Source organism: Streptomyces sp. NPDC086787 (assembly GCF_044745865.1).
Classification (GTDB): domain Bacteria; phylum Actinomycetota; class Actinomycetes; order Streptomycetales; family Streptomycetaceae; genus Streptomyces.
Genome location: NZ_JBIVBC010000013.1, coordinates 123,399 through 138,124 on the forward strand (window position 1 = coordinate 123,399; position 14,726 = coordinate 138,124).

9 protein-coding genes are annotated in these 14,726 nt (G+C 69.4%); 3 read left to right on the forward strand and 6 right to left on the reverse strand.

Features of this window, described 5'->3' with window-relative positions:
- Positions 1 to 132 precede the first annotated feature (132 nt).
- On the forward strand, positions 133 to 666 hold the full coding sequence (locus ACIPK3_RS26455) for a TerD family protein (protein ID WP_402573504.1): 534 nt from the start codon (positions 133 to 135) through the stop codon (positions 664 to 666).
- A 174-nt stretch (positions 667 to 840) separates the two neighbouring features.
- Here ACIPK3_RS26455 and ACIPK3_RS26460 read toward each other — a convergent pair whose 3' ends face one another.
- Complete coding sequence (locus ACIPK3_RS26460) at positions 841 to 3,732, reverse strand: vitamin B12-dependent ribonucleotide reductase (protein ID WP_402573506.1); 2,892 nt, start codon at positions 3,730 to 3,732, stop codon at positions 841 to 843.
- A gap of 163 nt (positions 3,733 to 3,895) precedes the next feature.
- Positions 3,896 to 4,447 carry a transcriptional regulator NrdR gene (nrdR, locus tag ACIPK3_RS26465; RefSeq protein WP_402573508.1) on the reverse strand — a complete coding sequence of 184 codons (552 nt, stop codon included), beginning with the start codon at positions 4,445 to 4,447 and terminating at the stop codon, positions 3,896 to 3,898.
- 580 nt (positions 4,448 to 5,027) lie between these two features.
- Between nrdR and lexA the strand changes: the two genes are divergently transcribed.
- Positions 5,028 to 5,807, forward strand: coding sequence for a transcriptional repressor LexA (gene lexA / locus ACIPK3_RS26470; RefSeq protein WP_402573510.1), 780 nt, complete (start codon positions 5,028 to 5,030; stop codon positions 5,805 to 5,807).
- Positions 5,808 to 5,986: 179 nt separating this feature from the next.
- Here lexA and ACIPK3_RS26475 read toward each other — a convergent pair whose 3' ends face one another.
- From ACIPK3_RS26475 to ACIPK3_RS26490, 4 genes are all read right to left on the reverse strand, one after another.
- Positions 5,987 to 7,963, reverse strand: coding sequence for an ATP-dependent DNA helicase (locus ACIPK3_RS26475; RefSeq protein WP_402573511.1), 1,977 nt, complete (start codon positions 7,961 to 7,963; stop codon positions 5,987 to 5,989).
- 378 nt (positions 7,964 to 8,341) lie between these two features.
- Positions 8,342 to 9,211, reverse strand: coding sequence for a GNAT family N-acetyltransferase (locus ACIPK3_RS26480; RefSeq protein WP_402573513.1), 870 nt, complete (start codon positions 9,209 to 9,211; stop codon positions 8,342 to 8,344).
- Positions 9,212 to 9,279: 68 nt separating this feature from the next.
- Positions 9,280 to 11,148, reverse strand: a complete 1,869-nt coding sequence (locus ACIPK3_RS26485) for an IucA/IucC family protein (protein WP_402573601.1) — start codon at positions 11,146 to 11,148, stop codon at positions 9,280 to 9,282.
- Between the two features lie 398 nt (positions 11,149 to 11,546).
- Positions 11,547 to 13,208, reverse strand: a complete 1,662-nt coding sequence (locus ACIPK3_RS26490; RefSeq protein ID WP_402573515.1) for a diaminobutyrate--2-oxoglutarate transaminase family protein — start codon at positions 13,206 to 13,208, stop codon at positions 11,547 to 11,549.
- A 285-nt stretch (positions 13,209 to 13,493) separates the two neighbouring features.
- On the opposite strand from ACIPK3_RS26490, the gene ACIPK3_RS26495 reads away from it, so the two are divergent.
- On the forward strand, positions 13,494 to 14,714 hold the full coding sequence (locus ACIPK3_RS26495) for a trypsin-like serine peptidase (RefSeq protein WP_402573517.1): 1,221 nt from the start codon (positions 13,494 to 13,496) through the stop codon (positions 14,712 to 14,714).
- The last annotated feature ends 12 nt before the right edge of the window (positions 14,715 to 14,726 follow it).

Here is a 14,726-nt window from a genome sequence, read left to right on the forward strand (position 1 = left end):
AGGGACGTGGCGCCGGTCACGCTCCCGGAGAGATCACTCGCGCGCGCTCTCCCCGGGCGTGGCACGATGGACAACGCGCCTTGACTTCCAAGGAGTTGGGGCAGAGGCTGCCGAGGGGGAAGGGGACACCTGGTGAACGGGTTCAGTAAGGGAATCCGCAAGGTCGAGGTCGCTCTGAAGTGGGACCCCAGTCCGGCGGGTCAGCCGCCCACCGATCTGGACATCGTCGCCGGGCCCTACACGGCCGAGGACGCGTATGGAGCACCGGCGTACCTGGTGCACTTCGACAGCCGCTCGCCCGACGGCACGATCTTTCTCAACCGGGACAGCAAGGACGGCAAGGGCTTCGGCTGGGACGAGGTCATGACGCTCGAACTCGACCGGCTCGACGGGCGCTACGCGCGCGTGGTGGTGGGCATCGTCATCCAGCAGCAGGAGACGGACCGTACCTTCGTGAACGTACGGAACCCGTCCGTGCGTATCCGCGAGGGCTACAACGTGCTGACCGAGGACGACTTCGGCTCGGTGCTGGGAGCGACGGCTGCGACGGTCGCGGAGTTCGTGCGTGACGAGTCCGGCGGCTGGGTCTTCCACGCGGGCGTACACGGCTTCGAGGACGATCCGGCGTCCTTCGCGCGGCACATGGGCAGGGCACGCCAGCCCTGACGGACGCGCCCTGCCGGAGCGCACTCACCTGGCGGGCATGAGCCTCCATGGACGGCGCCCCGCCGACAAAAGGGGACCGGCTTCGAGCCGGTCCCCTTTGTCGTTTGTCAGCCGCCGCTCAGCTACGTGCGCGCACTGCGTCGGATGTCGTATCCGACGCAGTTGCGCCCACCCTCAGCTGCAACCGCTGGTCGAGCCGCAACCCTCGCAGATGTAGCAGGAGCCGGCTCGCTGCATCCTCGTGCCGCAGGAGAAGCAGAGCGGGGCGTCGGCCTGAATGCCCAGCTGCATCTCCACCAGCTCGGCGCTGGTGTGGGCCTGCTGGGGAGCGGGCTTGGCCGCCGCCTCGGGCTCGGGCTTCGGGGCCGCGACGGCCTTGAGATCCGTCTGGCGCGGCGCCGACTGGGCAAGGCCCTCGACGTCTACGTCGTCCTCGCCGGCCTCGTACGAACCCGTCTCCAGGTGGCGCTGACGTTCATCGGCGGAGTGGATGCCGAGCGCGGAGCGCGTTTCGAAGGGCAGGAAGTCCAGCGCGAGGCGGCGGAAGATGTAGTCGACGATCGACTGCGCCATCCGCACGTCCGGGTCGTCCGTCATGCCGGCAGGCTCGAAGCGCATGTTTGTGAACTTCGAGACGTACGTCTCCAGCGGCACGCCGTACTGGAGGCCGACCGAGACCGCGATGGAGAAGGCGTCCATCATGCCCGCGAGGGTGGACCCCTGCTTGGACATCTTCAGGAAGACCTCGCCGAGACCGTCGTCCGGGTACGAGTTGGCGGTCATGTAGCCCTCGGCGCCGCCGACCGTGAAGGACGTGGTGATGCCGGGACGTCCCTTGGGCAGGCGCTTGCGGACCGGGCGGTACTCGACGACCTTCTCGACCTTGGCGGCGGCCTCTTCGGCCTTGGCCTGCGACTTCTTGTCGTCGTCCTTCTTCTTGGCCGAGAGCGGCTGGCCGACCTTGCAGTTGTCGCGGTAGATCGCGAGAGCCTTGACGCCCATCTTCCAGGCCTCGAAGTAGATCTCCTCGACCTCCTCGACGGTCGCCGTCTCAGGCATGTTGACCGTCTTGGACAGGGCTCCGGAGATCCACGGCTGGATCGCGGCCATCATGCGGACGTGGCCCATCGGGGAAATGGTGCGCTCGCCCATGGCGCAGTCGAAGACCTCGTAGTGCTGCGGCTTGAGGCCGGGGGCGTCGATCACATTGCCGTGCTCGGCGATGTGGGCGACGATCGCCTCGATCTGCTCCTCCTGGTAGCCCAGGCGGCGCAGGGCCTGCGGGACCGTGCCGTTGACGATCTGCATCGAGCCGCCGCCGACGAGCTTCTTGAACTTGACCAGCGCGAGGTCCGGCTCCAGGCCGGTGGTGTCGCAGGACATCGCCAGGCCGATGGTGCCGGTCGGCGCGATCACGGACGCCTGGGCGTTACGGAAGCCGTTCTGCTCGCCGAGGCGAACCACGTCCTGCCAGGCCTCCGTGGCGGCGGCCCAGATCGGGCTGTCGAGGTCGTCCATGCGGACGGCCTTGCCATTGGCGTCGGCATGCTGCTTCATGACGCGCTTGTGGGCGTCGGCGTTGCGGGCGTAACCGTCGTACGGGCCGACGACCGCGGCGAGTTCGGTGGAGCGGCGGTACGACGTGCCGGTCATCAGCGAGGTGATGGCCCCGGCGAGGGCACGGCCACCGTCCGAGTCGTACGCGTGGCCGGTCGCCATCAGCAGAGCGCCGAGGTTGGCGTAGCCGATGCCGAGCTGGCGGAAGGCGCGCGTGTTCTCGCCGATCTTCTGGGTCGGGAAGTCGGCGAAGCAGATGGAGATGTCCATCGCGGTGATGACGAGCTCGACGACCTTGGCGAAGCGTTCGACGTCGAAGGACTGGTTGCCCTTGCCGTCGTCCTTGAGGAACTTCATCAGGTTCAGCGAGGCGAGGTTGCAGGACGTGTTGTCCAGGTGCATGTACTCGCTGCACGGGTTCGAGCCGTTGATGCGGCCGGACTCGGGGCACGTGTGCCAGTGGTTGATCGTGTCGTCGTACTGAATGCCCGGGTCGGCACAGGCCCAGGCGGCCTCGGCCATCTTGCGGAACAGGGCCTTGGCGTCGACATCCTCGATGACCTCGCCGGTCATCCGCGCGCGGAGGCCGAACTTGCCGCCCCGCTCGACGGCCTTCATGAACTCGTCGTTCACACGGACCGAGTTGTTGGCGTTCTGGTACTGGACGGACGTGATGTCGTCGCCGCCCAGGTCCATGTCGAAGCCCGCGTCACGCAGGGCGCGGATCTTCTCCTCCTCCTTCACCTTGGTCTCGATGAAGTCCTCGATGTCCGGGTGGTCGACGTCGAGGATGACCATCTTGGCGGCGCGGCGGGTGGCGCCACCGGACTTGATCGTTCCGGCCGAGGCGTCGGCGCCGCGCATGAAGGAGACGGGTCCGGAGGCGTTGCCGCCGGAGGAGAGCAGCTCCTTGGAGGAGCGGATGCGGGAGAGGTTCAGGCCGGCGCCGGAACCGCCCTTGAAGATCATGCCCTCTTCCTTGTACCAGTCGAGGATCGACTCCATGGAGTCGTCGACGGACAGGATGAAGCAGGCGGAGACCTGCTGGGGCTGCGGGGTGCCCACGTTGAACCACACGGGGCTGTTGAAGCTGAAGATCTGGTGGAGGAGGGCGTACGCCAGTTCGTGCTCGAAGATCTCGGCGTCGGCGGGCGAGGAGAAGTACTTGTGGTCCTCGCCGGCCTTCCGGTACGTCTTCACGATGCGGTCGATCAGCTGCTTGAGGCTGACCTCGCGCTGCGGGGTGCCGACAGCTCCCCGGAAGTACTTGCTGGTAACGATGTTGACCGCGTTCACCGACCAGAAGTCGGGGAACTCGACGCCACGCTGCTCGAAATTGACCGAGCCGTCGCGCCAGTTGGTCATGACGACGTCACGGCGCTCCCAGTTCACCTCGTCATACGGGTGCACGCCGGGGGTGGTGTGAATGCGCTCGACACGCAGCCCTTTGCCGGCCTTGGATCCCTTGGCTCGGGAACCTCGTGCCGGACCGCTCGCCGTCTCTGTCATGCCGCCTCCCTGTACGGGCTAAAACGCCCTGAAGTGCCACGATGTTCCCGTGACACGGTGTTCTGTCATGTGTTGCGGGCACCCTCAGCTGCCACCCGCAACAGGTCTTCGCTCGCCGCCGTCCACCCGGTTCCGTGACCTGCGCACGGCTCGGGTCCGTCGGTCAGTCGGCGGCGTGGGCGGGCACGGGGACCTGGCCGGTCCCGCCGAGCCCGCGATCGTCCTCCCGGCTCCCCGCTCCCGCGTCCTCGTCGCGCGCGGCGGGACCACGCGTCGTCTGCCTGAGCTCGGCGATGGCTGCCTCGAAGTCGTCGAGCGAGTCGAACGCTCGGTAGACGGAGGCGAATCGCAGATAGGCGACGACGTCGAGCTCCTGCAATGGGCCGAGTATGGCCAGCCCCACGTCGTGGGTGGTCAGCTCGGCACTCCCGGTGGCTCGCACCGCTTCCTCGACCCGCTGGCCGAGCTGGGCCAGCGCGTCCTCGGTGACGGGCCGTCCCTGGCATGCCTTGCGCACACCGTTGATGACCTTGGCGCGGCTGAACGGCTCGGTGACCCCGGACCGCTTCACCACCATCAGCGAGCACGTCTCCACTGTCGTGAATCGACGGGAGCAGTCGGGGCACTGGCGGCGCCTGCGGATCGACGTGCCGTCATCGGTCGTACGACTGTCGACCACACGACTGTCGGGGTGCCTGCAGAAGGGGCAGTGCATGTTCTCCAACCCTCCTCACAGCAGACTGAACTGCGCCGCGAGACCTCAGGAGTCCCGCGAAGCAGCCCCAAGCATAGGCGATCTCGAAGCCACCGCGGACACAGGGGACCACAACTTGTGGGCCGCTGTAGCAATCCAACCACTAGATGTAGGGAGTAGCAGCCACATTGAGCACAAGCGCGTGTCGCACGCGGAGGAATCCCCGCAACGGGCGACCGCGCCCCTCACGGAACACACACGCGCGCATGCGTACCGCTGCGACGGCGGCGGGGATAGCGTGGGCGGCGCGGAGGACGCGCGCGGTACGGAGGGTGCGCGGGTACTCCGACACGGAAGGGGACCGGATACCGGTCGACGAGGTTCCGGATGGCAGACTTGGGCGGCGGCCCACGAAGCCATCGGCCCGGCGGCGAAGAGTACGACAATGAAACCTTTCGCTCGCCAGGCACCGCGTTAGCCATACACCCAGACACGCAATTACGTCAGGTGAACCGCGGTTTTTCACTCGAACGTGTGTTTGGCGCAACCTTTCGAAAGCAACTACCGTTGTGCAGCAGGGAGACCATCGAGAGGGGCCGACGTGACCACCACCGCCGACAGCGCCACCATCACCACCCAGGACCGCTCCCAGGGCCGACTGGACCCGGTGCACGCGATGAACGAAGCCACGAATCCCGAGGGGCACAAGCGCTCCCTCCCGGGCCGACCTCCAGGCATCCGGGCGGACAGTTCCGGGCTCACCGACCGGCAGCGCCGGGTGATCGAAGTGATCCGGGACTCCGTGCAGCGTCGCGGCTACCCACCGTCCATGCGGGAGATCGGCCAGGCCGTCGGCCTGTCCAGCACCTCCTCGGTCGCGCATCAGCTGATGGCACTGGAGCGGAAGGGCTTCCTGCGCCGCGACCCGCACCGCCCGCGCGCGTACGAGGTCCGTGGCTCCGACCAGGCGGTGACGGTGCAGCCCACGGACACCGCCGGCAAGCCCGCCGCTTCGTACGTCCCACTGGTCGGCCGTATCGCCGCAGGCGGACCCATCCTCGCCGAGGAGTCGGTCGAGGACGTCTTCCCTCTCCCCCGCCAGTTGGTCGGTGACGGTGAGCTGTTCGTTCTGAAGGTCGTCGGCGACTCCATGATCGAAGCTGCGATCTGCGACGGTGACTGGGTCACCGTCCGCCGCCAGCCGGTGGCCGAGAACGGCGACATCGTGGCCGCAATGCTTGACGGCGAGGCGACCGTCAAGCGCTTCAAGCGGGAAGACGGCCACGTATGGCTTCTCCCGCACAACTCCGCCTACGAGCCGATCCCCGGTGACGACGCGACCATCCTGGGCAAGGTCGTCGCTGTACTGCGCCGCGTGTGACGGCCGCGGCGGGCGAGCCCAACAGGCTCACCCCCTGACCGGGCCCCGGGACCCCTGCGCCGGTCCCGGGGTCCTGCCTTTCCGCCTCCAATGCCCTCCCCGTGTGGGAACCGAGCCGCTCGATGGCGCAGAGATGCTCAAGACCGCAGGCCTGCCCCGTTGCCGGGGCAGGCCTGCGGTCACTGCGCTTCCGTCTGCTGCGCCACCGCGTCGATCGCGGCCAACGAGCGGCGGACTTGATTCCGGTCCGTCGTGTACCAGAAATCGGGAAGCGACGCCTTGAGGTAGCCGCCGTAGCGCGCTGTGGCCAGCCGCTGGTCCAGTACGGCGACCACACCGCGATCGCCGGAGGCCCGCACCAGACGGCCGGCGCCCTGGGCCATGAGCAGCGCCGCATGGGTGGCCGCAACGGCCATGAAGCCGTTTCCACCCGCGTCCTCCACTGCCCTCTGCCGGGCACTCATCAGCGGATCGTCGGGACGCGGGAACGGGATCTTGTCCATGACGACCAGCTGACAGCTGGAGCCGGGCACATCGACGCCCTGCCACAGCGAAAGGGTGCCGAAGAGACAGGTCTTCGGATCCGCCGCGAAGTTCTTGATCAGTTCTCCGAGCGTCTCCTCGCCCTGGAGCAGGATCGGGAACTCAGGGATCCGGGAGCGCAACTCCTCAGCGGCCTGCTGAGCAGCCCGCATCGAGGAGAACAGGCCGAGGGTCCGGCCACCCGCCGCCTGGATGAGTTCGGTCAACTCGTTGAGCATGTCGGCGCGGTCGCCGTCGCGGGCGGGACGTGACAGATGCCTGGCGACGTACAGAATCCCCTGCTTGGGGTAGTCGAAGGGCGAGCCGACGTCGACGCCCTTCCACTGCGGCAGGTCGTCGCCCTCCGTGCCCTCGGGGGCCAGCCCGAGGGAGGCACCCACCCCGTTGAAGTCACCGCCGAGCTTGAGCGTCGCGGAGGTGAGGACGACGGAACGGTCCGCGAAGAGCTTCTCCCTGAGAAGACCGGAAACCGACATGGGTGCGACCCGCAGTGAAGCACCGAACCGATCGTGCCGCTCGTACCAGACGACGTCGTACTCGGATCCGTTCACGATCCGTTCCGCCACGTCGTGAACCGACTCTACCGACGCCAGCGCCTGTTTGCGGACCGCGTCCTCGTCCTGCACCGACTTGTCACGCGTGGCCCCGATACCGGAGACGACCGCGCGTGCGGCGTCCCGCAGGGCCATCAGGGCGTAGCCGAGATCCTCGGGGATCTCCTCCAGACGGCCCGGCAGCGCCAGCTCCATCAGCCTCTCGAAACCCTCGGCCGCGGTCTGAAGCTGGTCGGCGGCCTTCTCGTCGACGAGCTTCGCCGCTCGGCGCACCGCCCGGTTGACCTGTCCTGGCGTGAGTTCCCCGGTCGCGACGCCGGTGACGCGCGAGACCAGTTCGTGGGCCTCGTCCACGATCAGCACCTCGTGCTGCGGCAGCACCGGCGCACCCTCGATGGCGTCGATCGCCAGAAGGGCGTGGTTGGTGACGACGACCTCCGCCAGCTTGGCGCGCTCACGGGCCATCTCGGCGAAGCACTCGGCACCGTACGCGCACTTGGAGGCGCCCAGGCACTCGCGGGAAGACACCGACACCTGAGCCCAGGCGCGGTCGGAGACGCCGGGCGTGAGGTCGTCCCGATCGCCGTTCTCGGTCTCGTCCGACCAGTCCCGCAGCCGCAGCAGGTCCTGACCCAGCTTGCTGGTGGGCGCGGCCGCCTCGAACTGGTCGAAGAGGCCCTCCTCCTCGTCCTGGGGCATTCCCTCGTGCAGGCGATGCAGGCACAGGTAGTTCGACCTGCCCTTGAGCATCGCGATCTCGGGGCGGCGACGCAGCAGGGGGTGCAGCGCGTCGACCGTGCGCGGAAGGTCGCGCTCCACGAGCTGCCGCTGCAGCGCCAGGGTGGCCGTCGCCACGACGACCCGCTCCCCGTGTGCGAGTGCGGGCACGAGGTAGCCGAGTGACTTTCCGGTGCCGGTACCGGCCTGGACCAGCAGGTGGGATCCGTCGTCGATCGCTTCGGCGACCGCTTCGGCCATCGTCACCTGACCGGGGCGCTCCGTACCGCCGACGGCTGTGACGGCGGCATGCAGGAGTTCGGGGAGAGAGGGCTTCGTCATAGCGCGACCACCCTACGGCCCGGCACTGACAAACGTGTGACGAAGGCTGTGCCCCGGGGTGGGATCAGGTCCGGGGCCAGAGCCGAGGTCGGGGCTGGGGCGAGAGGAGGGACCGGGTACGGGCGCACGACCGTGAGGCTCCTCGGCTGGAATGGGACGGGACGAGGCCGGGCTGCCTGACTGGGCGCTGGTACGGCGCCCGGCCATGCGTACAAGTCGGCGGCTGTTGCCCGGCAAGGGTGGGACGGAGCCCGAGGACACCGAACGGACGAAGCCGGGGCGCAGTCGGGCAAGGTCGAAGAAAAACTTGTGAGCGAGCCGGGAACAACGACAGCCCGCCGTTCGTACAACATGTGAGCGCTCGAACACATGGTGTCATCAATGACAGGGCAGGGACCGGTCCCGGATCAGGAGAGCCGCCCGCTTGGCGGGCAGGTCGATCTCGGCGCCGAACCGGAAACCCGCGTTCAGGAAAGCGGCTACGGAGGGGGTGTTGCGCAGGTCGGGCTCCGCGATGACGCGCGCACAGGCGGGGCGGCGGTCGAGGACAAGGTCGGCGACAACTCTGAGCAGGACGGAACCCAACCCTCGCCCACGGTCGGCGACGCTGCCGATGAGGAGGTGGAGACCGGTGTCGTGCGGACGGATGGGACAGTGACGGGCGATCGGGTCCAAGTCCGCCCGGTAGATCTCCCAGTAACTCATCGGGGTGCCGTCCAGCACGCCGACGCAGGGGACGCTACGGCCGTCGCCGGTGAGCTGGGTGCGCACGTGCTCCTCGGTGCGGGTGGGGGAACCCGCCAGTTCCCAGAATGCGGCCACGGCGGGATCGTTCATCCATGCGTTGATGAGCGGAAGGTCGCGGTCGAGACGGACCGGGAGCAGATGGAACAGTCCTGCGGGTGTGGCACGCGGGCCCCATTCGGCGACATGGTCCAGCAGGTCGTCGTTCGTGGCCGTGGACGACGGGCGGTCCGCCACGGCGATCCGGTCACGGGCAGGTGCTGGCCACATCTCGGCCGGGGCCGGCCGGCGCCCGGCAGGAACGGACCCCGGCGCCGTTCCCCCGAGTCGGCTCTTGGGGCCGGTCACCTCTTCTGCGAGCAAGGAGAGGAGTTCGTCGGGCAGGCGCAGTTCGAGGGTGTCCTCGCTGTCCATCCCGGGTCCGGGGGGACCAGCACCGGGACCGGCGGGTGAGGCGTGGACAGGGATGGTGCCGGCGTCTGCGCTCGCGTCGATGGGAGGCACGGCGGGCTCCTCTCAGGAAACGAGGGGGGTCATGTCCTCGGGAGTGGATGAAGGAGGCGTGATGCGGTTCAGGAGTGCAGGGGGTTGGCGATGGTGACGTAGACGGACTGGGTGTCGACGGGTCCGACGAGTTCGTCGAGGCCTTGCAACCGGGTCAGCAGATTGGCCTTGCAGCGCAGGACGGGTGAGTCGAGCAGCCGTGCCGGGAGGGAGGTGCGCATCGCGGAGGGCCCCGAGGCGACGTCGCCCAGGAAGCGGCGGAACGCGGCGAGCAACAGCTGCTCGTCGGCGAGGCGCTGGGAGCCGAACGCGCCGATCAGGCCGAGCACGTTGTTGACTGCGAGGTAGTAGGCGAAGCGTTCGTCGGTGACCTCGTCGGAGACGAAGGTGTCACTGTGCTCGCCGATGCCGGGCAGTCGGGCGTCGAGTTCGGCGCGCCGGGACTCGCGGAAGTAGTAGCCCTGGTTGTCCCGGTAGCGGCCACCCGCGGGCCAGCCGTCGGCGTCCAGCACCAGCAGGGTGTTCTGCTGGTGTGCCTCCAGAGCGATACCGGCTTCGGCGTCCAGCCACAGCACGGGACGCACGATCTGGTGGAGGTAGCGGAGGAACCACTCGGCCGCGACGGCGTCACGAGGTCGGCCGGTCCGCTCGGCGAGGCGTGTGACGACGTGGGCGAGGCGGGACCGCAGGGCCGTCGGCCCCGTCCGCGAGGTCGCGGCGGCCTGGTCGTCGGTCAGGGCCGGGCCGGTGTGTGGCCGGGGTGAGACGAGACCGGCGACGCAGGCGACGTCGTCGGACGGTGCGAACGGATTGTGCCGGATCATGACGTCGAGTCCTGGCACAGGTCGGCCGTCCGGACCGTCCACGGCGAGCCAGGCCGGGTCGCGGACGATGTCGAAGCCGGGGTGCTCCGCTCGCCATGCGGTGGACAGCCCGGCCCGCAGCAGGCGGTGCACCTCGACTCCCCGGTGCAGTTCCTTGCGGAGGTTCTCGCGGCGGGAGTTGGTGATGCGGACGCCCAGTGACAGTTTGAGCATGGCGGGGGCGCCGGATTGGTGGACGGTGCGGACGGAGGAGGTGGGGTGCCAGGCAGATCCGTGGGGGCCGAGGTCACGGAGCAGCCCGGAGTCGAGCATGGCGGCGGTGTCGGCGCGGTGTCGGACCTCGCGTGACTGCCAGGGGTGCAGGGGCAGGGCTGCGTAGCCGTCGGGGAGTGCGGATCCAGATCCGGCGATCCGTGCGGTGAGCAGTTGGGCCGGCACCGGGCGGCCTCGTTCGGTCCAGGCCGAGTCGGATGCGAGTACGGACGGGGCGACAGCCATCCAGTGCAAGGGGAAGGAGCCGCGCAGTTCTGGTGAGTAGAGGCGGGCTTCCGTGTCGGTCAGTCCCTCGCGGCTCTTCGGGGTCGGGTGGAACGGGTGACCGAGCAGGAGTGCCTGCTCGGCTGCGAGGAACAGGTCGGTGCCGTCGGCGGGCCGCTCGCGCCGGTCACTGATGAAGGTGACGGTACGACGGACGGAGTCCGCGACCCGGGCGACGAGGTCTCCGGCGTCGGCGCTCTGGGTGCCTGCCGCGACGGTGTCCACGGCATCGGCCCTGCGGGGTGTCTCTCGGGTGAGCACGGCCGCGAGGGTGAGCGCGTCCAGTGGCGGAACTTCCACGGGGGTGCCGGCCAGGCGCGGGAGCCCGAAGCGGTGCCAGCCCGTCGGGGATCTGTGGTGGACCGTGACGGTCAGCGAGGTACCGCTGGCGGGCAGCGGGATGCGCAGGGGGCCGGCGTCGGGCATGGCGAGGTTGGTCTCGCGTACCCAGCAGCGGAGGAGGTTCTCGATGGCGGCGGCCTGGGCCGCGGTGTACGGGTCGGGGTGCTCCAGGATGTCGGCGGTCGAGTCGGCCGGCGACTCCGGCTCGGGCGCACGCTGCTTCTGCTTGGGCAGCGGCTCGGACGTCGCCGTGGGCAGGGTCTTCTCCTCGCCGCGGACGAGGTCACCGTCAGGATCCGGACCGGCGCCGGAGGGAGCCGGGTGGCCGCCGGGGAGAGCGGGGTGGTCGCCGGGGGGAGCCGGGTGGTCCTCGGGGGTCCGGGCCCCGCAGGGAAGGTGGTCGGGCAGGTGGGACTGGTGATCGGAGGTGAGGTGGGGGTTCAAGGAGGTTCCTTCGGGCGTTCGGTTCGGTGAGGGCGTTGGACCACCGGACCACCGGTGCGGAGACCGCACGGTTGGCCCCGGCGTGTGCCGCGGTGGACCGGGCTTCGGAAGCGGACGCACGGGGCCGGAGTCTCCTGGCTCGGTGGTCCGGCCGGTCAGCCCGGTGGGGTGGACCGGTCCTGTGGGTCCTACCTCGCCGGTCCGGTCGGGTCGCCGGGGCGTCGGGGTGAGCAGACCCGGTCGGCGGTGCCGTTGGCCACGGCTGCCACCGCGTCGGAGAGACGGTCGAGGACGGCGGCCGCCTGTTCGTCGCTGATGGTCAGGGGCGGTAGGAGGCGCACGACACTGGAGTGGCGTCCGCCGAGTTCCACGATCAGGCCACGGCGCAGGCACTCCCGCTGGACCGCGGCGGCGAGTTCGGGAGCGGCAGGTCGAGGAGCAAGGCCGGAGTCCAGCCCTGGGAGCGGCCCTCCGGTGCCTTCCAGGGGACCGGGCAAGCCTCCGCCCGTGGATGTCCCCGCCGTGAACTCGGCCCTCGCCAGGTACTCCTTGGCGGAGTCCGTCGCGGAGCGCCCGGCCGTCGCCCGTGCCGTCACGGAATGCGCCCTCACCGGATCCGCCGCGTGTGGGTTCACCCTGTTCGAACCCGCGTCGCCGAAGCCCGCCCCGCCCCGCCCCGGGCCGGCTGCCGCGCCGGTCGGTTCCCGCTCCGGGTCCACCAGCTCGACGCCGAGCATCAGTCCCCTTCCCCGGACGTCGCCGATGCACGGAAACTCCGCCTGGAGCTTCTGGAGTTGGGTCAGCAGGTGGTGGCCGAGGCGGGCGGCGCGGTCGGCGAGGCCGTTCTCCCGGACGTAGGCGAGGGTGGCCGTACCGGCTGCCATGGCGAGCTGGTTGCCGCGGAAGGTGCCCGCGTGGGTGCCGGGTTCCCAGACGTCGAGTTCCTCACGGTAGACGACGACGGCCAGCGGCAGGCTGCCGCCGATGGCCTTGGACAGGACCATCACATCGGGGGTGATGCCGCTGTGCTCCACGGCCCAGAACGCGCCGGTGCGTCCGACTCCGGTCTGGATCTCGTCGGCGATCAGTGGCACGGACCGGTCGGCGGTGATCTGCCGCATTCGCCGCAGCCAGGCGTCGGGGGCGGGAATCACGCCGCCCTCGCCCTGGACGGGTTCCAGGATCATCCCGGCGGGGAGGGGCACGCCGGACTTGGGGTCGTCCAGGACCGACTCGGTCCAGCGGGCGGCGAGATCGGCGCCACGGGGGCCGCCGACGCCGAAGGGGCAGCGGTAGTCCTGGGGATACGGGAGGCGGGCGACCTGTACGTCGCCGGCGCCACCGGACGCGGCCAGGGCTCCGGCGGTCATCCCGTGGTAGGCGCCCGTGAAGGCCATGATTCCGCTGCGCCCGGTGGCGGCGCGCGCCAGCTTGAACGCGGCCTCGACCGCGTCCGTGCCGGCCGGTCCGCAGAACTGGACGCGGGCGCGGTCGGCGAGACCGGGTGGCAGTGTGCGGAACAGTTCGGTGATGAACGCGTCCTTCACCGGGGTCGCGAGGTCGAGGACGGAGAGCGGGGCGCCCGAGTCGAGGACCTTCCGGATGGCTTCCAGGACGACGGGGTGATTGTGGCCGAGGGCGAGGGTGCCGGCACCGGAGAGACAGTCGAGGTAGCGGCGTCCGTCGGCGCCCTCGATGGTCAGTCCGCGCGCCCGCACCGGCACGATGGGCAGGGCGCGCGCATAGGTGCGCGCCGACGACTCGCGCGCGGACTGGCGCCTCAGGATCCCCTCGTGCGCGGCACGCGCACCTCCGGAGGTCACCCCGGTCACCGACTCGGTCACGGCCACGGCTCGCTGTTCTCCCGCTGTCCAGGGCGAGTTGATCCGCGGGGACCGGACGCGGGCAGCGGTCCCCCCACCGCTACAACCCCGAACCGCCCAGCTGGTTACGGGTTTACCTCAAGATCCTTGCCGTGATGGAACCGTTGCCGTTCCATCGGAAGTCCCCCATACCGAGCGCATAGTGTGTGATGCCGTTCCGGGGCGTCGGCGGCACCGGCGTGAACCCCTCGTGGTTCATGCTCGTACCACTGTCACGGCGTCCAGTTCCTTTACCTCAGGGGGAGTCAAGACATGCGATCCATACGGCCGTCCTTCACCGTGCGCCGAGGGAGTGGCTCGCCGCGCAGAGCCTCCCCCGTGCTGGCGGCCGTCGCCCTCGCCTCGGCACTGGCCTTCACCACCACCGCCTGCGACGGCGACGCCAAGGCGGACGGCGACCCCACCGCCTCCGCGACCAGCGCGGACGACGGAAAGATCCAGATCCCGGACGACATCAGGAACAAGCTCAAAGAGCACGGGATCGACGTCGACAAGTGGAAGAACGGCGCCTGGAAGAACTGGAACAAGGACGACTGGCTGCGCGAGGCCAACGACTTCATCAACCCGATCATCAAGGGGCTGTGGGATCCGGACCGCATGCGGGACGCGAACGACCCGGACAAGGGTGTCGACGAGAACGACATCTCCGGTGACCAGGGCGTGACGGACCCGACGCCGGCGCCGGTCAAGGCGCGGGCGGTGCAGCCGTCGTACCACACGCACGCGGCCACCGCCGGGAAGGTGTTCTTCGACTCGCCCGAGGGCAAGATGGTCTGCTCGGCGACGGTCGTGAAGGACCCGGCCCACCCGGGCAAGTCCAACCTCATCTGGACGGCGGGCCACTGTGTGCACGCCGGCAAGAAGGGCGGCTGGTACCGCAACATCGTGTTCGTGCCGTCGTACAACGACAAGGGCATGAAGGCCGAGGAGTTGCAGTCGGCCACGAGGCAACAGGTGGCGCCGTACGGGGTCTGGTGGGCCAACGGGGCGAAGACCTCGCAGCAGTGGATCGATCAGGGCGGTGAGACGGGCGGCGACGGCGCCTCGTACGACTACTCCGTGATCCATGTGACGCCGGAGCAGGGCAACGGGGGCAAGTCCCTGGAGGAGACGGTCGGTTCGGCTCTGCCGGTGAACTTCGGCGCCCCGGCCGTGCCCAAGGTCAGCAGCCTCACCGCGACCGGTTATCCGGCGGCTCCGCCGTTCGACGGCCAGTCGCTGTACCAGTGCAAGGACAAGCCGGGACGGCTGTCGCTGAACGACTCGGACCCGACGATGTACCGGATCGGCTGCACGATGACCGGTGGCGCGTCCGGTGGCGGCTGGGTGGAGACCGGCGCGGACGGCAAGCCCGAGCTGGTGTCCAACACGTCCATCGGCCCGGTGACCGCCGGTTGGCTGGCGGGTCCGCGACTGGGTGACGTGGCCAAGGGTGTCTACACCTCGGTCAGCAAGAAGTTCGCCGGGCGGTAGCCACGGCGTCCC